Source organism: Tengunoibacter tsumagoiensis, assembly GCF_003967535.1.
Classification (GTDB): domain Bacteria; phylum Chloroflexota; class Ktedonobacteria; order Ktedonobacterales; family Ktedonobacteraceae; genus Tengunoibacter; species Tengunoibacter tsumagoiensis.
Genome location: NZ_BIFR01000001.1, coordinates 1171650 through 1194568 on the forward strand (window position 1 = coordinate 1171650; position 22919 = coordinate 1194568).

Sequence of the window (22919 nt, forward strand, 5' to 3'; positions counted from 1 at the left end):
CCAACTTCATCGCAAGAGCGAGATTCATTTGCATGTAGAAATGTGTCAATATTGACCCTTCGCACGATTGAGAGCTAAGCGAAGGGTCGAGCTTTGAAGCATGCGGAGTAACGGATTGACGCGAATGTCACACACACGAAGATCTTCCTCATTCAAAGAGAGCTGGAGCCTTGCATTTGCATGAGCGAATACCAGGAATAGGCTTGTACCCGACCTATTGTTCCTGTAAAGCATTCTCCCCTAACACGCGGTTAAGGGTCTCGCGCTTAATGCGATAGACCTGTCGGCTGTTCACGTGGGGGAGGACAACCGCCTCCAGAACCCCCTGCTTCACCCAACGACGGACGGTTGCATCATCCACACGAAGTATACGTGCGACTTCAGATACGGTTAAAAGGTTACCCATTAATTGCCTCCTCCTACCTTTAGGCGTTGTTTTTAAGGTGTTACTTTCCTTGCTATACAGTATACGTATACGTAAAAAGATGTATGATAATCTTAACAAAGAAACACCATGTAAATATTGTATAATATTATCAAACGCTTGTAAAGAACAATAGGCAGGAAATTTATTGGAAACTGACGTGAACCTGAAAAATTTGCGATCATCCCCTACCTTCTACTGAGATAGCAAAAAAAGAGACTGCACATTCCCCTTATTTATAAGACAGAGATTTGTCTCAATTGTTAATAAATTTGTGCATATGTAGTTATTTAACGGGGCAACCTACCTTCTTTTGGAGATGAACTTACCGCAAAATGGGCTATTTTTAAGAAAATTGCGAAAGTATTTTTTTTCTTCCAATAGAAGACGCTCAACTACTCGGTGGATAGGACTATTGTCCTTCTTCTTTTTGAGGAATCGTCCTTTTGGAGGATGACAGTTTCCTCAGCAACGCGCTACACTTCAGACTGTGCAGAAATGGTGAGTGATTGGTGAGGATAGGAACTCAGGTAGGATCGTTGATGGTCCTGGTGAAGATAGGAGAAGTGGCACGATCCTACCTGATCCTGGTTCTTGTCGGGAGTGTTGGTTCTCTGGTTGATAGCTCATCAGGTCACGGCGAACGAAGGTTATTTATATGTAGGAAGGGCGCATAGCCATGAAAAAAACTGAATCTCTGCCTGCCCATTGGCTAGACTATTCGGATGGAGTCCTTGTACAGCACGTTCTAGCCGGAGATCAATCAGCGTTTGAAGCGTTGATGGATCGCTATCATCCCATGCTCTACCGTTTTATTTATCAGCATTTAGGGGAGTATGATCAGGCCTGTGATGTGATCCAGCAGGTATTTCTCAAGCTGTTTATCGCACTTCCAACATTGCCAAATGGTGAGATGCTGAAGCCCTGGCTATTCCGCGTTGCGCAGAACTGCTGTCGTGATGAGTTAAGAAAGCGTCGGCGTCGGCGTGTGACGCTTTTCTCTACGCTGGAGTGGCAGGCAGACGAGGATGAGATGTCCCCGCTGGTCTCGATTCCTGATACCCGTCCTTTGCCCGATGAGATCGCTGAGGATAATGAGATGAACACGGCGCTGCTGAAGGCTATTCAAGCGCTGCCTGTCAAATTTCGCTCCGTTGTTCTGCTCCGCTATATGTACCAATGTAGTTTTTCAGAGATTGGGCAAACGTTGGAGATGCCTATGACTACTGCGAAGACGTACTATTATAGAGCCTGCCTACGGCTACGTTCTGCTCTGACAACCTGGTAGCTGTAAGCTATAGAGCCTGCCTACGGCTACGTTCGGCTCTGACAACCTGGTAGCTGTAAGCTATAGAGCCTGCCTACGGCTACGTTCGGCTCTGACAACCTGGTAGCTGTAAGCTATAGAGCCTGTCTACGACTACGTTCGGCTCTAACAACTTGGTAGCTGTAAGCTATAGAGCCTGCCTACGACTACGTTCGGCTCTAACAACCTGGTGAGGGTTGTCTGGTGTGTTATAGGTTTTCAAGACAGGTGGGCCGTACGTGCTTTGGTGATACATCGTCAAAGCACGTACGGCCCACCTGTCTTGAAAACCATAATGACCGCAGATGACGGTCCACAGGAACTCTGAATGCAGGCTGCTACCGTGGGTATTTAAGCAGGTAGGGCAGGCTGACTCAAGAGCGAATCAATGGTGCTGCGGCGAACACGATAGGCCTGCCGCTTACCAGTGTGAGGGAGTGATACAGCTTCCAGTGTCCCATGTTTAATCCAGCGTCTTACTGTTGTATCATCAACGCGGAGACGGCGAGCTACCTCTCGTACGGTTAATAACTCTTCGGGGCCGCCCTGTTCTTTGGTGCTATCAGCCTTGGCGACCGTCGTTTCATGTTTTACCATGAGAAAAAACCTCCTATAGAATGATCTGTGGTCTACTGAAAAAATGGTTGCACTTAGCAACTCGTCTCTGTACCCTCCCGCGCAACTGTTTCGAGATGAAAAGAGTGGTCATTTTTTTGTCGTATGAGTGCTGTGTAGACATGGGATGTACCTTTGAGTGACCTTACCTGACATATCCAGTGTCATACGTAAATAGTTTTCCTTCTCTGTTTCAATTTGCGCGCGCGGTGGTTACAGCATTAGTATAGTGAGAGTGTTATAAAGAGTGTTCCACCGTTAGGTGGATAAATGTTTGGATTGGGACAAGTATGCTGGTCCACTTCGCCGTACGTAGTTCTGATCAAGACTTTGTAACAACTGCATGGCACAGTATAAAGTTTGTCCTCTCAACATCATCGACAGTATCTTCTCAGATAGGGCTTCCGGCAGCCCCTCAGCACCAGTTATAACAGAGCCTTCCTGGTGGGTTACCAAAATAACTGGATTGGCTCTTCTCTCATGTTTCTTTGATTAGATCCTGTATTGTTATTATAATAACACCATGAAAAAATTGTTACTGCCTCAATCACGTTTTTTTAACGCGGATTCTGATATGTATGGATCTGTACCTATGAAGATGACGATGCAGCTTTCATGTAGTGTATAAAGATAAAAATTCTATTAAAGAATACGCATCCTGTTTTGTTAAGTGTAAATGATCATTCTGTTATATATCTCTGAATGAGAGCATAAATGAAAATAGAGAGAATATTTTTGTGGCTTTACGCTGTGGTTTCAGTGGCTTTGGCGATAGAGTAGCGTATGGAGAGATTGTTGCTAGTCGCAGCAGGCTTCAACTGGAGCAGATGATGGTGGTGGGTTTGAGTGTGGGGGCAGGTGTTATTCGAAGGGTGTGGTATCCGTCGTTGCTACCTGAATGCCAAGGCTACGCACAAAGGCCAGGGCCTGTGTCATATCGATGGTAGCTCCTTTGAGTTCAGTTGGCCCTATGCGCATGCCATCAATTTTGCAGCCACGGAGATCAGCACCAGTTAATCTGGCTTTTGTAAGATCAGCATTTGTAAGATTGCAGTTGACAAATAAGACTCCTGAGAGATCGGCTTCGTAGAAATTGGCCTCACTCAGATCGCATTCTTCAAAGCGCACCTGTTTACATGTAATCTGGGCCATCTGGGCAAAGGCGGCACTACAGCCATGGAAGATTGTATCTTGAAATTGTGCCTCGATAGTGCGTAGACCGGTAAGATGGCAGTCTCGAAGCTCGACGCGATGAAAATTGGCCTCCATCCATTCGGCATTGGCAAGGTCACAGCCCTGGCAGCGGCAATCGACTAAATGAATTTTGGGGAAGTTCGTTGTTGTGAAATCTACGTGCTTAAACAAGGATTGTTCAAAAGAGATATTTCGTGCTTTCTGACCACTAAAAGACGATTGAGAGAGCGCATACCGGGCATAGTATTCGCAATCAACGAGCGTGCTCAACTGCTGTTGAACAAACTCAGCAGGAAGATCAGGGGCTTTCAGCCCATAAGCCACCTTTGTTGTTTTTGTGGTCTGCCGACGCATGCTAATAACCTCTTTTTTTGCTCGTAGCTTTCTTCTGTCACTTTATTTATTATATCTCATGCAGTCTTGCGCTGGAAGGGCTAAATAATCAGCCAGCAGGCTGTTTCAATTGTCGCAGAAGAGTCACTTGCGCTTGCACCTTCCACTCACAAAGGGAGCTAGCAGAGAGAAGACAGATCCATACTGGTTGGTAGTTGCTGATAGTCTTCCAGGTAGAAAGCGGGTTTCTGATTATAGCGGGGGAGGTGTGAAACCGTGTCCATGATCGTATTAACAAGCGTCACTGGAGCCTCGAACTGTGTCAACTGACCGAAGAGTTCATCGAGTTCTGCATCTGCCAGATCATCTACCATCATATCATCCAGTAAAAAGCTTTGTGGGTTCATGGACTGCTCCTCTTATGTTATTCTAATCTACTATCTGGTAGTATCACGGATAACATAAGGGAACAGTTTCAGGAATTTCCAAGGTTTCTTATGAAAGTTTAGAAAGAGCTTAAAATCTGCTAAGATTGTCTCAGGCAGTGACCTCTTGCAGCTCAGGTTTCCAGTGAGAGCTCATAGCCGCACGAAGCAGAGGACGAGCACGCTGGAAATAGGTCTTTGCAGTAGCTTCTGGCATATTTAACGTTTTGCCAATTTCTGAGAAGCTCATCTGTGAAGTGTAGCGCAGCATCACAACCGAACGGAATTTTGGTGGCAGAGCATCGATTGCTGCGCGTAGAGCTTGCTGGAGATCATTTCGCTCAGCCATCTCATCAGGCAGTGGTCGTGTATCGGGCATAATGGCGAGAGGTGAGAGATCATCATCGTCATTAGAAGCTTCTAAGTCTGAGAAATGGACTGCGCGTTTACGGCGCAACTCATCGAGACAGCGATTGCGTGCAACCTGGAAGAGCCAGGCCTTCAGTGGCTCGCCAGTGCGAAGCGTTGGCATTGAAATATACAGCTGCAAGAAAACCTGTTGAGAGACATCGCAGGCCAGATCATAATCGCCTAAGCAATGGCAAATAAAATTAAAGAGAGGTGTATTATAGCGCTGTACCAGCATTTCAAAGGCCTGCTGATCGCCAGCCAGCGTACTCTTAACAAGCATCCCATCAGTAATTTCAGGACTTACAGTTGTTTTCATTATTCATCGCTCCTTCATATTCATAAGCATTCAACCCTGCACATTCATTTGACATCAACAGCATAGCTTCTCCACCGAGAAAATACAAGCAAAAATGAGCTCGATAAGCTCTACTATAAGCGTCTCTAAGCAGAAGTTAACGATATGAACAGAAGCTTAGACAAACCTTAGGAGTTTCTAAGCTTCTCCTAAACTTTCTCGTGTCTGGGAGGAGAGAGTGGCTCTGTATCGAGCTCATTGTGGCGTAGCAGACCCAGATCATAGGCTCTGGTAACGGCCTGAAGGCGGGTATGAACGTGAAGTTTGGCATAGATATTATTAAGATGTGTCTTAATTGTACTGACGGTAACGACCAGCTTCTGTGCAATCTCTTGATTCGAGAGGCCCGCAGCAATCAGGCTCAGTACAGTATGTTCACGTTCACTCAATTTATCTAGTAAGAGCTCTTCGCTCTCATGGGGCATCATCCAGCCAGGAGGTTGGAGATCCTGGCCAGCAGCAGTCAGGAGGCTATGCATATAGTGGGCAGGCACCTCGTGAAGATCTCCACTGCGGCGCTGCTGTCGGCTATAGAGCTCTGTCAGTAGAGCGCTCATAATTGGCCCTTCATCGATGAAGATGCGTAGATAGCCATGGGGCTCGGCCAGAAGAAGAGCGCGTTCTAAGGTTTGTAGCGTCTGAAGCGTAATGCCATTCGCATGATAGGCTAATGTGAGCAGCACGAGAGCCGCTATCTCGCTTGCAAGCCTGCCCTGTACCTGGCTCAGTGCCAGTAGCTCCTCTAAGAGAGGAATGGCGGCCTCTGGTCGATCCTCAGCAATGTAGAGGCGGGCCAGGGTCTGCTGCCAGAGTTCATGCTCATATACAGCTGATGGGTCAATCTCTTGAGGTCGATAGTGTTCATACCAGCGACGGGCAGAGGACAGATGATTCTGAGTGAGCAGAAATTGAATGCGCAACGAACTTATCTGCGCCAGTGCCAGCTTATTAGTCCCAAACCGCTGTGAATGCAGCTCCGCTTGATCTAACCAGGAGAGCACCCGCTCGGTCTCTCCCTGGTACAGAGCGAGCCTGGCGGCCAGGAGATAGAGATCAGTCAATGGGAAAGCCGTAAAAGAAAGCTGTTCAGCGAGCCGCATGGCCTGACGCCAGTGTTCCAGGGCACTGGGGAGCGTATTCCACTCATATTCAAGCTGTGCCAGCCGAACATGTGCGTAAAACTGGAACCAGAGCTCTGAATGAGTGATCTGTTGGCGCAGCGCCTGCCCCACCATTTGCAGCTCACCACGCGAGAGCGCGATCTCCTGAAAATAGAAGGTTGTGTGTTGTAGCGTCTGCTGGCTAAGAAGGGATGCTTCAATCAAAAGTACGTGAGCCTGTTCCAACGATCCAGCATAGAATGCTCCAGCGCCAGAGGCAATCAGAGCACTACTGCGCTGCTTTCTATCATCAAGAGCGAGTAGAGAGAGAAGCTGCTGGCCATAGCGTGTAGCCTCAGCACCATGTTGGCAAAGCTGAGCAGCAAAGGCTCGGAGCTCATAACAAAGGCTCAACTGCTGTTGTCCATCCCATTGCTGTTCAGCAAAGAGCAGGGCCTGCTCATAATCCTGCTGCGCCCCTTGAAAAAGGAGCGTCCAGGCCTTAAGAAACGTGAGCTGTGGACGAAGCAGGTACTCCTCAGGGAGCAGTGTCAGCCAGCGAGAGAGAGAGGCGATTGCGGGCTCTTGTGGGAGCACCGGAGTCAGGCTCTCAATGAGATCAGCAGCTCGCTGGTAATCCAGACCTATAAGAGCCTGCTCGATGGCTTCGGATAGATACTGGTGCTCCTCCAGCCAGATGCTTGCGCGTAGATGTATCTGTGTAATGAGGGCAGGTTTTTTTTGTTTTAAGCGATAAGTAAGAGCCTCAGCAAATAAAGGATGATAACGAAACCAGCCCTCTTCGCCCGGGATGGGATGCAGAAAAAGCTCGGTCTGTTCCAGCCATTCCAGCATCTCCAGCCCCATCTGAGAGCCCGTTGCAGCGTTGCACAGCGAGGCATTCAGGCGTGGAAGGAGAGCGGTCTGCAATAAAAAGTCCTGTTGAGCAGGTAAGAGCGGCTGAAGAACCTCATCCGTAAAATAGTTTAAAAGCATATGCTGGCAGCCGGTAAAGTTTTGAATCGAGCTAGCAGTTGTTTTGTCCGGCTCATGCAGGCTAAGGGCTGCTAATTGGAGGCCAGCAATCCAGCCTTCACAGCGTTTGTGCAGTAACTGGAGTTCATCGGCAGTGAGGGAAAGCCCCAGACTGTGGGTAAGCACCTCGCATGTCTCCTCATAGGTAAAGCGGAGATCCGCCGCATGTACCTCAGCTAGCTTACCCTGCACCCGTAAGCGAGCCAGAGGAAGTGGAGGAGTACTACGAGTCGAGATAAGTACATGAATCTGTGGAGGCAGATGCTCAAGGAGAAAGAAGAGCGACTGATGAATCTCAGTGCGCTGAATTGTCTGATAGTCATCGAGTATGAGGAGATATTCCTGGTCCAGGGTGGCGAGATGATTGATGAGATTGGTTAGCAATAGCTCGATCGTCTCTTCCGTGATAGAGGCTACTGGTTCTGCCAGCAGATCACTGGCTTGAGGCGCAAGCGTATTGAATGCCTTAAAAATATAGCGCCAGAAACGCTCCAGATTATTATCCAGTTGATCTAAAGAGACCCAGGCTGCCAGGGCAGAGCGCTGCCTGAGCCAATCACTTAGAAGCGTTGTTTTGCCAAAACCGGCAGGCGCCATTACCAGGGTCAGCAAACGTTGTGCACCTTCATCCAGACGATGATATAAACGGACCCGAGCGAGCGTGTTTCTGGCATACGCGGGCGGAATAGCCAGCTTCGTTGCCAGCAATGGATATGAACCTGTTCTCTGCTCCATCTACTTTTGCCTCTTCCCTACAGTACAGTGATCCAGCTTAATCAACAATCGTGTCTCATGCGTATAGAGCTCGTTTGGAGCCAGGCCCCTCGCTGCTTCTGCCGTCGATCTACGCGACTTAGTCGCACTAAAAAGATCCCCTCTTGCAATGGTGCCAGACCTCCACAGATGCTCAACCCCATCTATAGCTAGCAAGCGGTGATGATTCAATTATAGACGTCTGTCAATAGTGCTATGAGTAACCATCGGCAGCTTATGATAATCTCTTGCAGCGAACGTAGTTGAGATTTCCAACCTTTGGACGAAAGCCATGGGAGAGCGATCAAGATAAATCATGCTTCTGGATGATGACAGCCGGAGGCATTTTTTGTACCCTGATGGCTAATTGACGGAGAGAAATAGATAGGTAGTAGCAAGTGGAGGGAGAGGTAGTTATGCTATTGGACTGTGATATGAGCCAGAGGCTAACCGAAAAGCATTGTTTTGAGCTTCAACACGGAAACTATAAGCTGTATCATGTGGTGAAGAGCGGAGGGAGCAGTACAATTTATCAGGGAGAACATATTCACTTACAGCATCCAGTAGCGGTAAAAGTCCTCAATAGCTGGCTCGCCAGCGAAGAAGTAACGCATAAATTTTGGGCTGAGGCTCGTTTACATGCCAGCATGCGACACCCACACATTGTCAGAGTACTGGATTGTGGTGTCAAAGGGAAGCTACCATTTTTTGTCATGGACTATGCCCCCCATGGGACGTTGCAAGACTATTATGTGACTGGAAGCAAGCTTCCCCTGTCTACCCTCCTCCCATTAGTGATGCAGATTGCCAGTGCTCTACAGTACCTGCACGAGCGTAACCTGGTACATCGCGATGTCAAACCATCGAATCTCCTGATAGGGCCAGAAAATCAGATCTGGTTAAGTGATTTTGGCATCACCGTTGCGATGCAGCCCTGGCATCCACAGCACATGCAAGATTCCATTGGGACCGCACTCTATGCGGCCCCTGAACAGATTAGTGGGAAGCCCGTCACGGCCAGCGATCAATATGCACTGGCTGTACTGGTCTATACCTGGTTATGCGGGCAGCCTCCTTTTAGCGGCTCACTGGTACAATTATGTCAACAACATCTCTACAACGAGCCTCCCTCTTTAAGCAAGCATCTGCCCCAGCTTGCACCAGCGGTTGAGCAGGTTGTCCTGAGAGCGCTCTCAAAAGACCCCTATCAACGTTTTGCGCACGTGCTAGATTTTGCGAACGCGCTTAAACAGGCATGTACGCAGCCGCTTGCCCGGGAAGAACCTGTTGGACCCGGGCTTTGACCTGCGAGCTCACGGATCTCAGGCGTGAATATCGGCAAAATCTTCAGGTGGGAAGCCCGGATTGCTTAAATCGCTATTGGGAATCGCCATCTCTAAGAGATCATACCCATCAGGCAGCACAATCTTGTTACGATCGCACGTGGCATTGCCCCACAATTGTTCGGTGGTAGTCCCTGGCGGAAACGTAATGATGCAGTATTCATCTCGAACCTCAAGATAACAATTGTGATGATGCAGAATAGCCTTCACTCGTTCTTCATATGCGGGCTTAAACAGAGGGGTTTTCATCTGTCTGATAAAGCGTTTCGGTACCTCAACACTGGCTGCTTCTTCAGCAGTCATTGGAAATTTTTCCAGGTCTAGCGTTTCGAACGACTCGTCCATCGTAAGGTCTCTCTCTCCAGTTACTGCTTATTTCTCTCTATGTATAAAGCTTTCAATATGATGTGTCTGGCTGTTCAGTCTTTTGCACTGGTGCTCCTCATATCCATGGAAGCGTTACAACAGGCTACGAATGTTTCTCGCTGCTTTATCCATTATGACATTTAAGTGTGCAAAATTCTATATTTTCGTCATATTATAACCATATTGTAATCATTCAGTGCTGCTACGCCGAATCTTGTGTATTACTCATCTTGTGGTAAAACATATGTTTGCTTCCTATGTGAGAAGTTTTCTCTACCACTGCGGATGGGCACCGATCGACTTATGCAGAAGCGTAACAAAAGATAGAAATAGAGCTAAGGAAAAGGAATGTTTTATCGCACAAAGAATGTTCTTGTAGAGAGAATACCATTCTGCATTCAAAGCAGAAGGAATTGATTGTGTATTTCAAGTAAGTGATAAGGACATATACATGGCAACGCAAAAAATTGTAATACTCGGTGCAGGGAATGTTGGTAGAGCTCTTGGGGCCAAGTGGAGTGCCAGTGGCCATCAAGTCAGTTTCGGCGTTAGCGACCCCGCAGGTAAGAATGCTCAGGCTGTCCGGGCTGAACTGGGGTCGAGCGCTGCAATTGGGACAATTGAGCAAGTATTGGGAGAGAAGCCTCAGATCGTAGTGCTGGCCCTGCCCGGGGGAGCAGTCGAAGAGATTGTTCAGCAACATGCTCAGCAACTTGATGGGCTTATGATTATTGATGCAACCAATCGTGTTGGGGAAGATTCCATGCATAATCTGAGCTCATTGCAGCGATTGGCTCCTCAGGCTCGCCTCTATCGTGCTTTTAACACTCTTGGCTGGGAGAACTTTGCTGACCCAGAATTTAATGGCGTTCAGGCAGATCTTTTCTATTGTGGAGAGGCAGCGGAGACACGATCGCAGATCGAGCAACTTATCGCTGAGGTAGGCTTACGCCCGATCTATCTTGGTGGTATCGAGCAGGTTGGCCTGCTCGATGCGCTAACGACAATCTGGTTTACGCTGGCCCTCAAGCAACAAAAGGGTCGGCACCTGGCGCTAAAGGTGCTGGGCATCTAAGCTGGCTGGTCAGAGCCTTAGCCAAACACCTCTAGTTTTTTATTGATTTTTCCAATCAGGAAGGCAAAGCGTTTCAGTCCACTGGCGGCTGGTTTGATATCTGGCTTGAGCACACAGATGGTTAATCCAATCAATGGAGCAATGCGACTGATGACAATCAACTGCCAGCCCCAGTCGGTGGGATTAGGGCCAAAGAAAGGATTATCGTCGTAAGCCACCCTGAACAGGTGCATGAGAAAAAATACATTGGGGAGGCAGATCCAGATAATATAGATCTTTGCACTCAGTTTCTGGAACTCAGGACAGGTTAGCAGGCAGATAGCAATCAAAGGGATAAGAATCGTGTACTGATATTCATAGACCAGATCATAGAATAACAGGTAGTAGACCGTACTGATAAACATCCCTTTGAAGAGATTAATCCGCTTTAGCGAACAGAGAAAGAGCACTGCCAGCAGGCAGAGCAGGCGCAGACCTGCAATGGCACCGGGTGAGAGGAGCAAGGTATAGTGCAGCAGAGCCGCCAGAGTCATAATCTGCGTCGGGCCCCCTGGATCAGCGCTAAAAAAGTGGTGCATGAGATTATCTGTATAATAGAGCCCACTCTGATTAAACCAGAAGAAGGCGGTTGAGATGACAAACATAAGCATGCCAAGCACAAGGAGTTTATACTGCTTCTTGAAGAAAAAGACAGGAAGCCATAAGAAGCCAATTGGTTTTGTAAGGAGCCCGATGGCATAATACAGGCTACCTGTCACTTGCCGATTGCTTTGTGCGAGCGTCATCAAAAGGAGGAACGTCGAGAGATTGAGGACATACTGAAACTGCGCAATCTCCATCTCCAGATACTGCGTAAAATTGATGAGGGCTGTAAAGACAGCGAAATAGATCGCAGGATGAGTGCGAAACCGTCGAAAGAAATAGAACAAGAGGAGCAGATTCACTGCAATCTTCAAGAACATCCAGACATAAAATGAAGCATCAGGCTCAAAGAGAATCAAAAAGCTCCCCATGAGTAGCGTAAAGAGTGGATGATAGACATTGATATTGGTATAGCCACCCCAATAAGGGTGGACTCCCTGCGGAAGGACGCCATTGAGGCTTCCGCCATGGGTATAGGCCCAGTAGCCATTGGGAATCTGATAGAAATCCATACCCCGGCAGCAAGAATGGAGAGCTCCTCCACTATAAAAATAATCGAACCAGTGCGTCTTTGCAGCAGATAGATACAGCAGAAGATAAAAGGCGACCCCCAGACAGATCAGCCGACAGTCCCAGAGAGATTGTAAGATCTGCTGATAACGTAACAGGCCTGAATCAATCTTTAAACACTCTGGTGTATCGAATGTCTGAACCTTCTGGGCTGTCACCACAACGACACGTTTGGAGGACTCAATCTGATCATCATCATTTGCTTCTGGCCATTGCTGCATTGTTTCTGCTCCCCTCTCTACTTATGGTATTCTCTCTCCATATGCTCTGTTTGTTCATTAGCTTTAGTATAGAAAGGGATACCAAATCGAATGACCGCAAGCACCTGATGGAAACTTTGGAGCTCAGTAGCTTCTCTAACATGTTATAATGCGCCTGAGCATTTCCGTTTTCATCAGCACGATGCAGAATTGCCCATTAAGGTCCATCTTTATTATTTGTGTTTGCTGGGAAGGTTGGCTGCGTACTATGCTCATCAAGCGTATTGAGTTAGAAAATATCAAGAGTTATCGTCAAGTTGCAGTAGATTTTCGCCGCGGGACGACCGCGATTAGCGGAGCCAACGGAGCTGGCAAGACCACGCTGGTAGAGGCGATTGGCTTTGCGCTCTTTGGCTCTCTGCCATACAGCCAGGACCAGTTTGTGCGTGAGGGAGAGAAACACGGGAAGGTCACTGTGCACATCATTGGCAGCGATGATCGACCATACACGGTTGAGAGGCGTTGCGGCTCTGGCTCACGCTGGATGATCTATGATGAAGAGGCGGACCTCCGTTTAGAGCAGCGTGCAGATGTTCAGGATAAGCTTCACGATCTCTTTGGCATTGATCGTGAGCGTCCGCTTGACTCCTTATTTCGGGATGCTCTGGGTGTGCCTCAGGGGACCTTCACCTCTATTTTCCTGGAGCCAGCCAGTAAGCGGAAGGCTACCTTTGACGCTCTCTTGCAGATCGAAGATTATAAGCAGGCAGCAGAGAAACTGTTAGAGACACAAAAATATTACCAGACGCAGATGCAGGGTCAGCGCGAAGAGATTCAACGTCTCAGCTATGCTACTGCTGAGCTAGAAGACTGGCGTACCCAATTAAAAGATGCCCGCCTGGCTGATACGCAGCAGCGATTGCAGCATGTTGAATGGAGCGAGCTCTTCACTCAGCACGAAGCTCGCCTCTCAGTCCTCAATGAGCAGTTGTTCCGCTTGACCAGATTGGAGCAAGAGCATGCTCATCGCAAGCGAGATTATGAACATGCCCAGCGGCTCCTGTTTGAGCGTGAGGAGCAACTGAAGCAGGCGCAGTCTGCCGAACAGATTACTCAGGAGAGTCTGCCAGATCACCAGCTCTATGAGCAGGCGCAAGTAGCATTAAAAGGGCTGCGTCAGGAGGCTATGCAGCGCGATAAGCTGCGTCAGAAGATGGCTCACTATAAAAATGAGCAGGCGCGCGGCGAGGAGAAATTGAACAATGCCCAATCGCGTGTTGAAGAGGTTGTGCAAGCCCGCACTACTATCGTCGAGCTAGCGCCTTATGTCGAAAAGCAGGCGGAGCTAGAGAGACAGCGCGAAGAGGCCGGAGCCCGACTGGCTCGTTATAAAGCCCTTCTGGATGAAGGCCAGCGTATCAAGAGCCAGCTTCAAAAGGTTCTCCTGGATCAGCAGCAATATGAGCAGCGAATCACTGCTATTGAGCCACTTGTCCCCCTGGCAGAGCTGCTTCAGGAGCGTAATGAACTGCTGACGCACCTGCGTGTCAAGGCTGGCGAGAAGCAGAATCTCCAGCGGCAGTTGCAGGAGAAACGCGAGCTGTTGCGAGAGCGTCAGATGGATCGGGATCAGACGGCGGATAAGTTACGCAGAGCTGAAAAAAACGTTGAGCTCATCGAAGAGCATCGGCAAGAGGCTGAAGAGATGCCCCGACTCCAGCTCGAATTGGAGTCGCTGGCAGGTCAGCAACATCGCCTCGAAGGAAATATCGAAGCCTATACTGACTCTCGTGCTCAATCGGCTGGCGGACAGTGTCCCCTCCTCCACGAGACCTGCCTCAACATTAAACAACGTGGCCTTGTGAGCCTGGAATCATATTTTGATGGCCTGTTGCAGGATGAGCAAAGCCAGCTAGCTCATGTTCAGCAGCAGCAGGCGGCTATTCAGAGCCAGATTGCTCAGATCAAAAAATATGCCGACGCATTGGGAAAGCTTGGACAATATATTGAGAAGCGCGACATGCTGGCGGAGCAGCTCCAGCGGAATGCGGTCGAGATTGCGCGTTTAGAGCGCGAAGTTATAGCTTTCACCCAGGAGCTTGAAGCGGTCAAACAGATTGAGCAGCAGATCAGCATCGCAGAGCAGGCTTATAACGAAAGCAAGAAGGCTGATACCAGCGTCAGAGAACTGGCCTCTTTTAAGAAGCAGCTTCAGCAGCTCCGAGAGCAGGCGCAGCAACTGGAGAGCGATCAGCAGCAGCGGCGAGCAGAGGCAGAGCCACTGCGCGAGAGCGAGGCGCAGCGTAATCAGATTCAGACTGAACTGCAAGCCTTAAATGATCCACGTTCTCATAGCAAGGCTCAACAGGCCATTGTTGCGCAGGAGAACGAGCGTCAGCAGCAGCTCGATAGCGAGCAGCAGAGACAACAGATCGTCATACGAGATATTCAGCAGCTCGAGGAGCAGCTAGCAGTCTATCAACAGCTCGATGAGCAGATTGCGCAGAACGAAAGCGCGTCTCAGCAGAGTCAGGCCGGTCATCTGCGCTACCTCCAGAATGAGCGCGAGGCCCTGCGCCTTCCTGAGTATCTTCATGCTCAGCAGCAACAGATTCAGTTAACTGAACAGGCTCACGAGCAACTCAAAATGATTGAGAGAGAATACATCAGTGCCCAGGCCATCTTTGATCGTCTGGAGCTGGAGCGTATTCATAGCGAGCTAGAGCGATTGCGTAGCGATCTGACAGCATTACGCGTACGGATGCAACATCATCAAGAGTTAATGACAGTCCTGGAGAGTCAGATTGAGAAGGCCGAAGCACTGTTGATAGAGCTTGAAGCAGCACAGAAAGAATATCAGACGCTGGAAGATCTCTATCAGATGACTGAACAGTTTCGTAAGCTCATTAAAGAGGCAGCCCCCCATGTGTTGAAGGCCATGCTGGCAGATATCTCGGCGGAGTCCAATCGTATTTTTGGCGAAGTGATTGGCGACAAGACAGCGCAGCTCTCCTGGCGCAACGATTATGAGATCGTATTACGGCGGCAGGGAGTTGATCGCAGCTTTGCCCAGCTCAGTGGAGGCGAGCAGATGAGCGCCGCGCTGTCGGTCCGCTTAGCTCTGCTTAAGAAGCTCTCAACGCTGAATGTAGCCTTCTTTGATGAACCGACACAGAATATGGACGAGACGCGACGTATGAATCTGGCGGAACAGATCCGGCGCGTGCGAGGCTTTGATCAATTGTTGGTGATCAGCCATGATGATACCTTTGAGCAGGGACTGGATAGCCTGGTGCGCCTCAACAAAGTCAATGGTGAGACCCATCTCTATGAAGAGAATCTCCAACAGCGTGGCGATTTCCAGGAGGCTGTCTTAGCCCCATCGATGAGTGCTTACGATCAAGCATCAGTGTAGGGAGGCAGGATACATGCTACATAAAGGAAAATTGCTGGCGGCCCTTAACACCAAGCGTGGACAATTCTCATTATACGACGGCTCATTTGGCGAGCAACTGGCGATGTATCAATATGCCCTGGAGACATTGTACCAGCGCTACTCCTCCAGTGCCGAAGTAGAGCATATCTTGCCCCCAGATGAGGCAGGTATGCCTCCGGCTGGAGCGCGACCAAGCATTGAGTTTGATCGCTGGCTGGTGAATGCTGAGCAGAGCGACTATCATGCGCCGCATATTCCATTTGGACGAGATTTTGCCAATCATGAGCAGGCGCGCCAATGGGCGGAATGCATCGAAGGTGTCACAACCGTTGCTGTCGATGGGAGCCAGCTCCTCCCATGGCGTGATGCTTCTATCCCCGTTGCGCTGGTTCAGGTTGGTTTTTTTGTCAATCCTCACTCGGCAGGTCGGCCCTACGTCAAAGATGTCCATATGGAGGTTCTTTCCCCCGATGAGATCATGGAGGCCTCCAGATCTGAAGCCAGCGATCCAGATAGCTATCCCTATTCCGAGATGCAAGTAACCATGCGGCGTTATATGTTAGAGATCGAGACGCTCTGTCAGCAGATGGAGCGGCTGGCAAATGATCGGCGAGATGAGGACCCGGTTTACAGTCCAGTTGTCTTCTTTGATGGCTCTCTCGTCGTTTCCTTTGCGCTTACCATGCCCAGTCCCTATCGAGAGCGTTATATTGCTTCAGCCATCTCGCTATTAAAGACCTCGGAAGAGCTCCGTATCCCTCTCATCGGGTATATTGATACCAGCTATGCGCGTGATATGATCGGGATGCTGCGCCGTCTGGATTCTGCTCAGGCCCATCCAGTGCTGCGTGATACTAAGAAGATCCATGATGCCTTACTCTGGCAGGGCCACCTCCACTGGGGTGATCGTACGCCGGCCATGCTCTGTGCTCGTGACGATATTTTGCAGAGCTACGGAGCCTATCGCAACAAGATCGCCTTCTGTTATCTACAGACAACTGCCAATCGACCACCCACGCGTCTGGAATTTCCGCGCTGGATGCTTGATGACGGTATTTTAGATCCAGTGATAGACGTTATTCGGGCCGAAGTTATTGCTGGAAATGGTTATCCATATGCGATTGAGACTGCGGATGCCGTCTCTGTCATCACCATGCAGGATCGGAGCGAATTCTACAATCATTTCCAGGGTTTTATGGAGCGGCAAGGAGTCAAGTTTACCTTCTCGACCAAATCTACCAGTAAGTCGCGTCGTCGTTAAAGAAGATACCTCCTGGTTTTGCTATCTCACGAGTAAAATCACACATTATGAATGTTAAGTAGGGAAAGTAGCTTGTCATATCATGCTCGATTTCACATATAAAACACTGTAAAGTAGGGAAAGTAGCTTGTCTCTTTCCTGTGCTCCCACTCCGCTGTGTGAGCCCCTCCATAGCTCGAGTGGACAATGGCCCAATAGGAAAGGGAGCTTCAGAGAAGATCCGTTTGCTACCACAAACGAGAGCATATTCAGTTTAGAGCCTCCCGTGTGCCATGATGTGATGGCTAAGGTGAAGCCTGAACAAATATGCTCTCGTTGTGACCGTCGCCTCCGGTGCTCCTGTTTAGGTAAGGAACTCGTGCGCAAAGAAGCGCAACGTATCCAGTTGCACGGCATCGGGAAATCCGAGGATCAATTCCTGAACTCCCGCCTCCTCCAACTCGGTTATGCGCTGACGGATGGTTTCTGGACTGCCGATCAGCGCGCCAGCAGCTATTGGGCGACCCTGGAGAGCGGCGGGAAATTTGGCTTGTGCCTGCTCATCGGTCTCGCCGATAAAGCAGAGAGCGCCTGCTGTGCGATGGATGCTCTCATAATCCCGTCCAAGCGCTTCACAGTGAGCTTTGAGGACAGAGAATTTGTGTTTGATCGTCTCCGGGTTGCCAAACACGTTACAGGCATCGCCATATTGCGCCACCAGTTTGAGCGTCACTTTTTCGCCGCCACCACCAATCAGGATCGGGATATGTGGGTGCTGGACTCCTTTCGGCTGGTTAATCGCACCATGTATCTGGTAATACTTGCCCTCGAAGACTGCTTCTTCCTGCGTCCACATGGCCAGGATGACCTGAACCGCTTCGCCGAGACGACGCAGGCGCTCAGCAGTGTCAGGATAGTCGTAGCCGTACCCGCGATACTCGTGCTCGTGCCAGCCAGCCCCAATGCCGAAGTTGAGTCGCCCGTGTGAGAGAACATCGACCGTGCTGGCCATTTTGGCGAGCAGGGCGGGATTGCGATAGCCAGTGCAAGTGACCGTCTGGCCAATACGGATGCGCCTGGTATCACGCGCCAGGGCAGCGGTCGTACTCCAGCACTCAAACGTGAGTTCTTGCGATGGCCGTGGAGTCGTATGAAAGTGATCGACCAGCCAGGCGGATGTGAAACCAACTTCGTCGGCAGTCTGAGCCACGCGTGTCATCACTTCGTAGGCTTCAATGGGGTTCTTGATACCTGCCAGTTCCATGTTCCAGCCTTGCGGCAGAGATATACCAAATTGTAGAGACATACCTACCTCCTCGCTTCTGCATAGAATGGAGGAACGTTCTTCCTCCTGATGGGGAGCAATCCTCACGCCAGGTACAAGTGACCTCTTGACGCAGGGGGCTCTCCTTGAGTATGCTCTCCTGGTGATCCCAGGACCAGTGTTTGTTGATCATAGGTCTCTGACTACCATGTTAAGGAGCAAAGAGAGATGCAGCAGAACGGACGTCGCCAGGCCCTTGCTGATTTTTTACGCCAACGCCGGGCAAGCCTGTCTCCGGGTTCGGTAGATTTGCCACCAGGATTTCGACGTCGAACGCCAGGATTACGCCGTGAAGAGGTTGCGCAACTCGCCAATATTGGCACCTCCTGGTACGTGTGGCTGGAGCAAGGACGGGATGTGCATCCCTCGGCGCAAGTGCTGGAGAGTCTGGCGCAGGCGCTCAGACTGACGCCCAATGAACGTCGACATTTATTTCTGCTTGCCGGACAACCACTTCCTCCTGCTGTTTCCCCTGCATCGGAGAACGTCAGTCCAGCGCTCCAACAGATGCTAGATGACCTCAATCCTAGTCCCGCGTATATGCTTGGACGACGCTATGATTATTTGGCATGGAATAAAGCTGCCGATGGTCTCTTCGCCATTTCGGACCTGCATTCGGATGCCTCGTCTCCCTACGCGTGTAACATGGTTTGGCGACTCTTCACCAACCCGACGACGCGGTCGCGCCCCAATTGGGAAATGGTTGCGCGGGCGACGCTTGCGGAATTCCGCACAGCCAGTGCTCGCTATCCCGCTGATCCCTGGTTTGAGGAGCTGGTTGAAGATTTAAAGCAGGTGAGCCCTGAATTTTGCCAGTGGTGGCCCCACCACGATGTGCGCCGCGCTCTCGATGGTCACAAAGTCATCGAACATCCGACGCTAGGATCTCTGGAATTTGAGCATTTCACCTTGCAAGTACTCACGAACCCAGACATTAAGATCATGATCTATACCCCTCATGCCGAGACACGAGCAAGACTTCAACGATTTCTGGAAGCAATGGACGATTGCGACGAGGCAGGTAGGAGTGCCTCAGATCGGAAATCTCACCAGGAAGCAGAGAGATAGCACTGACTCCAACTAATTCACGGAGAGGCCTGGGAAGCCAATCCTTGTTGATCGAAGCAAGCCAGGATCTCGTAGTCCCAGGAAAGAGGCGTGGTCGTTTACAACGCATTCCTGGTATCTTACTCTGCATGTTGCCTGGCTGGAATTCCCAATTGGACCTCTGGTGACTCCTCTCAATGCGATGCATGGTTGTGCTCTCATAGCGTGTTACCATGCATGACATGTATGTTAGCCTATTGCCAAAAGTATAATACCTAGCAGGATAAGAGCGGCGGAAAATACACGACGTACTCCCTGTTTCTCCGCCAGGAGGCGTGTCCCCATGAGTGTGCCAATTAAAACGCTGCTCTCGCGTAGTGGAGCAACCTGGCTGACTGGATTGGAGATTAAGACGAAGAGAATGAGTAGGTAGGCCATGGGTGAGAGAATCGCGACCCCTAGCGCTTCCAGGCGATGTGCCCTCCAGGTTGCTTTGACCTGATCCCAGTGTCTTAATGATGTGGGTAAAAGTAGGGTTGCCATCACAATACTTGCAGATTCGAGCATCAACAGTGGCGAGGTCTGAAGCGTACTGACAGCCTCTTTATCCCAGAGCGTATAGCCAGCGATGAATATCCCTGTGAGAAGGGCATAGAGAATGGCGCCGCGCTTTCCCTCTATAAAGATGCTTAGGGGATTACCAACCAGGAAGACAATACCCACAATGAGAAGCACTATACCTACGATAGCACCTATGGCTGGCCGTTCGCCAAAGATCACAATGGCGAAAAATGTGGAGAGCAATGGACCTGTGCCTCGCGCCAGCGGATACGAAAGTGAGAGATCTCCAGTTTCATAACCTCGCTGTAAGAAAAGAAAATAAGCCAAGTGTAGGCAAGCGCTCCCCAGAGCGAAGCCAGCCTGTATCCAGGTAAGGGTTACATGACCTGAGAAAAGCATATAAAAAAGTATTGGCGCATAGATAATGCTTGACAGCACATTAAATAACCAGACAAACCCCTTGCTATTCCCCGCCTTCTTCGCTAGAAAATTCCAACTTGCATGCAAAAATGCCGCCACTAATACCAGCATAAACACAAAAGGACTCATAAGCATCCTGCTTTCTTTTTGATGAAATATTATTTCTCTATTCGAGAGTAAAATAAAATTTCATTTTTGTCAACACTGAAGAATGATGAAATACTGCGTTAAAGCCCATTTGGAAATGCCAGGCGGGGAGCACAGAGGGTCATCAATCTCTCGTTGACCTTCCTTCCTTGCCCCCGTAGGCGGCGTAAAGCTCATTCCTCTTGACAGAAATAAAATTTCTCGATACACTCAAAGAAATAAAGTTTCATTTGTAACAGGAGGGAAAGGGCAATGAATTTCTCTTTTGTCCAGATCAGCGACCATCACCTGGGAGAGACTGAGTCTCAATTGATGCGTGGATACTCCACTGCCTATGCTGTGCGCCAGGTTATGCGTCATATTGCGAAAAATGTTGGTAAGCGCATCGATTTCTTGATCTCGACTGGTGACCTGGTCAATGATCCATCAGCGGTGTCTTATCGAAATTTCTGTGATATGTTTCAGTTGCAGGTGACCTCTGTCGCGCCGGGGCCAGCTCTGATTACATTAGAGGGGTTGCAGACTTTTCCGATGTATTTTTTGCCTGGCAATCACGATGATCGCGACCAGTTTTTCCGTCATCTCTTTGTCGATACGCCAGCCATGCCCCTGATGAATGTCAGCTTTCAGCACAAAGGGGTGCAGTTTATCTGCCTGGATTTTGGTGCAGGCGATGATGCTGTTGCTTATCCTGAAACTCTGGACTATCTTGAGCGTTCATTGCAAGCTGGATTACCATCAGTGATTTTGACGCATCATCACATGGTTCCTATGGGTAACCGTTGGCAGGATGATTATTTTCTGGATAAAGAGAAGAGTGAAATATTCTGGAATATTGTAACCCAATATCAAGTCCAGGTACTGGGTGTGCTTAGTGGGCATGTGCATACAACCTATGAGAAGGTGAAGCGAGGCATTCCCGTCTTTGGTTTGCGCTCGACGGCTCCCCAGCCAGTATTTTTGGATGAGCCATTCTTTTGTCTTCAACCATTGCATTATCGCCTGGTGACGATTCAAGATGGTCTTTTGACGACGCGCATTTTTGAAGTGCCGCTATAAGGGAGGATTGCCATGCGTGCAAAAGCGGGATATACTTTGCTAGCATAGCAGACGTGATGGAGAGGAAGGTTACATACTCATGTCACAACCACAGGAGCGCCCTCTTATTTCAGAAGGAGTCCAGGCACGGCTCCGTGCCGCTTCTCGCAATCTGACGGAGGCTGAGGGGCGCGTAGCGCAGTTTATTGAGCAGCATCCTGAGGAGGCCGTTCATCTCTCGGTCCAGGCTCTGGCCCAGCGCATTCAGGTCAGCGAGGCAACCATTGTGCGTTGTTGCCGCTCGCTAGGCTACCAGGGATTGCGTGATCTCAAGCTGGCTCTGGCGGCTGAGAGTATGACTCCTCTCCATCAGATCCATGAAGATATCCTGCCAGATGATGGTGTAGGTGTGGTGGCACGTAAAGTGTTGCAATCCGATATCCAGGCCATCGCCGATACCCTGGCTGTACTTGATGAAACACTATTAGAGTGCGTGGCTGAGGCTTTGCTGAAGGCTACACGCATTGAGTTTTATGGCATTGGTCCCTCACTACCAGTTGCCCTGGATGCCTATTATCGTTTCCTGCGCATCGGTCTGCCAGTGACTGTAACGAATGATGCTGTGATGCAGGCAGTTTCCGCCACGCATCTACCACCTGGCTCTGTTGCCTTCGCTATCTCACACTCTGGCCGGACGCGTGAGACGCTGAATGCCTTGCGTTCGGCGCGTGCGGCGGGCGCGTTCTGTATATTGTTGAGCAGCCATGTTCACACGCCTATTAGCGAATTTGCGGATGTTTCCCTTATCACTGCCTCCCGCGAAACCGCCTTTCGTACAGCAGCTCTGACCAGTCGTATTGCGCACCTCAGCGTGATCGATGCGCTCTATGTTGCTGTGGCAATGCGTCGCTCGGATGCCTCACTCATTGCCATCGAACGTTTCTCTGAGGCCATAGACGAGCATCTTTTATAGTTATTGCTGGCTCTGAGACCACCATTGCCGGGTCCGTGCTTGCATAGACTCAGCGCCATTTCTCAAAAAGCGTGATCCATAGACCTGGCATGACCTCTCTCTCGCCAGTCTCACGAAAGCCCAGGACTTCGTAAAGTTTTTTCGCGGGCAAATTCTTTGTGCCTGTCGATACAATAATCTTTTTGATGTGGTCCTCTGCCTCTTCAATGAAGCGGACCAGCGCTTTACCAATCCCGCGTCGAAAATAGTAGGGATGGACGACCAGGCGGTAAATATCTAGCACTTCGCCTTCTCTTTTATAAGAGATAGCTCCTGCCAGACTATCCTCTATCCAGTAGCCATAAAAGGTCTCACCACAGTTTTGCAGCGTCTCCAAATCTTCCTTCAGAGCTGGAATAGCTGTTGAGCCGATCAACGCTGCCTCGACCTGGTAAGCTGCTTGCTGTACCTCTAGCAAGAGCTTTGACTGGAACACGTCTTGAAGTTGTATTTTGCTTATAATCATATGGGGTTTACTCCTTGAGGCAAAGAATGTTTTTTGTATAACTATACAGGGTTACTCACTACTGCGTGCCGTAGATACTGA

19 protein-coding genes are annotated in these 22919 nt (G+C 49.6%); 8 read left to right on the plus strand and 11 right to left on the minus strand.

All coding sequences use genetic code 11. The features are described from left to right. Window positions 1-214: 214 nt before the first annotated feature. The gene (locus tag EL628_RS04640; protein WP_126578669.1) at window positions 215-406 is read right to left on the minus strand and encodes a helix-turn-helix domain-containing protein; all 192 of its coding nucleotides are present in this window, start codon (window positions 404-406) and stop codon (window positions 215-217) included. Window positions 407-1103: 697 nt separating this feature from the next. On the opposite strand from EL628_RS04640, the gene EL628_RS04645 reads away from it, so the two are divergent. Further along, complete coding sequence (locus tag EL628_RS04645; protein ID WP_126578671.1) at window positions 1104-1712, plus strand: RNA polymerase sigma factor; 609 nt, start codon at window positions 1104-1106, stop codon at window positions 1710-1712. A gap of 369 nt (window positions 1713-2081) precedes the next feature. Here the strand turns inward: EL628_RS04645 and EL628_RS04650 are convergent, their stop codons facing one another. The 5 genes from EL628_RS04650 to EL628_RS04670 all read right to left on the minus strand — a co-directional run bounded on the left by EL628_RS04650 (window position 2082) and on the right by EL628_RS04670 (window position 7933). Beyond that, a complete protein-coding gene (locus tag EL628_RS04650; protein ID WP_126578673.1) occupies window positions 2082-2327 on the minus strand; it encodes a helix-turn-helix domain-containing protein in 246 nt (81 codons plus the stop codon). Between the two features lie 879 nt (window positions 2328-3206). Beyond that, a complete protein-coding gene (locus EL628_RS04655) occupies window positions 3207-3893 on the minus strand; it encodes a pentapeptide repeat-containing protein (RefSeq protein ID WP_126578675.1) in 687 nt (228 codons plus the stop codon). A 158-nt stretch (window positions 3894-4051) separates the two neighbouring features. Then, entirely contained in the window at window positions 4052-4279 is a 228-nt protein-coding gene (locus tag EL628_RS04660) for a hypothetical protein (protein WP_126578677.1), read from the minus strand. Window positions 4280-4409: 130 nt separating this feature from the next. Next, window positions 4410-5024, minus strand: coding sequence for an RNA polymerase sigma factor (locus EL628_RS04665; protein WP_170211132.1), 615 nt, complete (start codon window positions 5022-5024; stop codon window positions 4410-4412). A gap of 188 nt (window positions 5025-5212) precedes the next feature. After that, window positions 5213-7933, minus strand: a complete 2721-nt coding sequence (locus EL628_RS04670; protein WP_126578679.1) for a winged helix-turn-helix domain-containing protein — start codon at window positions 7931-7933, stop codon at window positions 5213-5215. Window positions 7934-8367: 434 nt separating this feature from the next. Here EL628_RS04670 and EL628_RS04675 point away from each other — a divergent pair, with 434 nt between their 5' ends. Further along, window positions 8368-9255 carry a serine/threonine protein kinase gene (locus tag EL628_RS04675; RefSeq protein WP_126578680.1) on the plus strand — a complete coding sequence of 296 codons (888 nt, stop codon included), beginning with the start codon at window positions 8368-8370 and terminating at the stop codon, window positions 9253-9255. An 18-nt stretch (window positions 9256-9273) separates the two neighbouring features. Here the strand turns inward: EL628_RS04675 and EL628_RS04680 are convergent, their stop codons facing one another. After that, complete coding sequence (locus EL628_RS04680) at window positions 9274-9639, minus strand: hypothetical protein (protein ID WP_126578682.1); 366 nt, start codon at window positions 9637-9639, stop codon at window positions 9274-9276. Window positions 9640-10111: 472 nt separating this feature from the next. On the opposite strand from EL628_RS04680, the gene EL628_RS04685 reads away from it, so the two are divergent. Continuing rightward, window positions 10112-10735, plus strand: coding sequence for an NADPH-dependent F420 reductase (locus tag EL628_RS04685; RefSeq protein ID WP_126578684.1), 624 nt, complete (start codon window positions 10112-10114; stop codon window positions 10733-10735). 17 nt (window positions 10736-10752) lie between these two features. Here the strand turns inward: EL628_RS04685 and EL628_RS04690 are convergent, their stop codons facing one another. Beyond that, window positions 10753-12168, minus strand: coding sequence for a hypothetical protein (locus EL628_RS04690; protein ID WP_126578686.1), 1416 nt, complete (start codon window positions 12166-12168; stop codon window positions 10753-10755). 247 nt (window positions 12169-12415) lie between these two features. On the opposite strand from EL628_RS04690, the gene EL628_RS04695 reads away from it, so the two are divergent. Next, window positions 12416-15562 carry an AAA family ATPase gene (locus EL628_RS04695; RefSeq protein ID WP_161975274.1) on the plus strand — a complete coding sequence of 1049 codons (3147 nt, stop codon included), beginning with the start codon at window positions 12416-12418 and terminating at the stop codon, window positions 15560-15562. A 13-nt stretch (window positions 15563-15575) separates the two neighbouring features. Then, window positions 15576-16844: a DNA double-strand break repair nuclease NurA gene (locus tag EL628_RS04700; protein WP_126578690.1), complete on the plus strand. Its 1269-nt coding sequence runs from the start codon at window positions 15576-15578 to the stop codon at window positions 16842-16844. A gap of 343 nt (window positions 16845-17187) precedes the next feature. On the opposite strand, the gene EL628_RS04705 is transcribed toward EL628_RS04700, so the two are convergent. After that, window positions 17188-18129 (minus strand): LLM class F420-dependent oxidoreductase, encoded by a 942-nt coding sequence (locus EL628_RS04705; protein WP_126578692.1) that lies wholly within the window; start codon window positions 18127-18129, stop codon window positions 17188-17190. A gap of 186 nt (window positions 18130-18315) precedes the next feature. Here EL628_RS04705 and EL628_RS04710 point away from each other — a divergent pair, with 186 nt between their 5' ends. After that, window positions 18316-19215 (plus strand): helix-turn-helix transcriptional regulator, encoded by a 900-nt coding sequence (locus EL628_RS04710; RefSeq protein WP_126578694.1) that lies wholly within the window; start codon window positions 18316-18318, stop codon window positions 19213-19215. A gap of 228 nt (window positions 19216-19443) precedes the next feature. Here the strand turns inward: EL628_RS04710 and EL628_RS04715 are convergent, their stop codons facing one another. Next, a complete protein-coding gene (locus EL628_RS04715) occupies window positions 19444-20304 on the minus strand; it encodes an EamA family transporter (protein WP_161975275.1) in 861 nt (286 codons plus the stop codon). A gap of 270 nt (window positions 20305-20574) precedes the next feature. On the opposite strand from EL628_RS04715, the gene EL628_RS04720 reads away from it, so the two are divergent. Together EL628_RS04720 and EL628_RS04725 are read left to right on the plus strand one after the other, a co-directional pair. Next, complete coding sequence (locus tag EL628_RS04720; protein ID WP_126578698.1) at window positions 20575-21381, plus strand: metallophosphoesterase family protein; 807 nt, start codon at window positions 20575-20577, stop codon at window positions 21379-21381. Window positions 21382-21460: 79 nt separating this feature from the next. Beyond that, window positions 21461-22333 carry a MurR/RpiR family transcriptional regulator gene (locus tag EL628_RS04725; protein ID WP_126578700.1) on the plus strand — a complete coding sequence of 291 codons (873 nt, stop codon included), beginning with the start codon at window positions 21461-21463 and terminating at the stop codon, window positions 22331-22333. 49 nt (window positions 22334-22382) lie between these two features. Here EL628_RS04725 and EL628_RS04730 read toward each other — a convergent pair whose 3' ends face one another. After that, window positions 22383-22838, minus strand: a complete 456-nt coding sequence (locus tag EL628_RS04730; RefSeq protein ID WP_218028867.1) for a GNAT family N-acetyltransferase — start codon at window positions 22836-22838, stop codon at window positions 22383-22385. Window positions 22839-22919 lie beyond the last annotated feature (81 nt).

Coding starts and splice junctions, on each gene's coding strand:
- EL628_RS04670 (WP_126578679.1), bottom strand. CDS start 7,933: ATGGAGCAGAGAACAGGTTCATATCCATTGCTGGCAACGAAGCTGGCT.
- EL628_RS04690 (WP_126578686.1), bottom strand. CDS start 12,168: ATGCAGCAATGGCCAGAAGCAAATGATGATGATCAGATTGAGTCCTCC.
- EL628_RS04680 (WP_126578682.1), bottom strand. CDS start 9,639: ATGGACGAGTCGTTCGAAACGCTAGACCTGGAAAAATTTCCAATGACT.
- EL628_RS04730 (WP_218028867.1), bottom strand. CDS start 22,838: ATGATTATAAGCAAAATACAACTTCAAGACGTGTTCCAGTCAAAGCTC.
- EL628_RS04695 (WP_161975274.1), top strand. CDS start 12,416: ATGCTCATCAAGCGTATTGAGTTAGAAAATATCAAGAGTTATCGTCAA.
- EL628_RS04720 (WP_126578698.1), top strand. CDS start 20,575: ATGAATTTCTCTTTTGTCCAGATCAGCGACCATCACCTGGGAGAGACT.
- EL628_RS04700 (WP_126578690.1), top strand. CDS start 15,576: ATGCTACATAAAGGAAAATTGCTGGCGGCCCTTAACACCAAGCGTGGA.
- EL628_RS04665 (WP_170211132.1), bottom strand. CDS start 5,024: ATGAAAACAACTGTAAGTCCTGAAATTACTGATGGGATGCTTGTTAAG.
- EL628_RS04675 (WP_126578680.1), top strand. CDS start 8,368: ATGCTATTGGACTGTGATATGAGCCAGAGGCTAACCGAAAAGCATTGT.
- EL628_RS04715 (WP_161975275.1), bottom strand. CDS start 20,304: ATGAGTCCTTTTGTGTTTATGCTGGTATTAGTGGCGGCATTTTTGCAT.
- EL628_RS04645 (WP_126578671.1), top strand. CDS start 1,104: ATGAAAAAAACTGAATCTCTGCCTGCCCATTGGCTAGACTATTCGGAT.
- EL628_RS04705 (WP_126578692.1), bottom strand. CDS start 18,129: ATGTCTCTACAATTTGGTATATCTCTGCCGCAAGGCTGGAACATGGAA.
- EL628_RS04685 (WP_126578684.1), top strand. CDS start 10,112: ATGGCAACGCAAAAAATTGTAATACTCGGTGCAGGGAATGTTGGTAGA.
- EL628_RS04640 (WP_126578669.1), bottom strand. CDS start 406: ATGGGTAACCTTTTAACCGTATCTGAAGTCGCACGTATACTTCGTGTG.
- EL628_RS04710 (WP_126578694.1), top strand. CDS start 18,316: ATGCAGCAGAACGGACGTCGCCAGGCCCTTGCTGATTTTTTACGCCAA.
- EL628_RS04655 (WP_126578675.1), bottom strand. CDS start 3,893: ATGCGTCGGCAGACCACAAAAACAACAAAGGTGGCTTATGGGCTGAAA.
- EL628_RS04725 (WP_126578700.1), top strand. CDS start 21,461: ATGTCACAACCACAGGAGCGCCCTCTTATTTCAGAAGGAGTCCAGGCA.
- EL628_RS04660 (WP_126578677.1), bottom strand. CDS start 4,279: ATGAACCCACAAAGCTTTTTACTGGATGATATGATGGTAGATGATCTG.
- EL628_RS04650 (WP_126578673.1), bottom strand. CDS start 2,327: ATGGTAAAACATGAAACGACGGTCGCCAAGGCTGATAGCACCAAAGAA.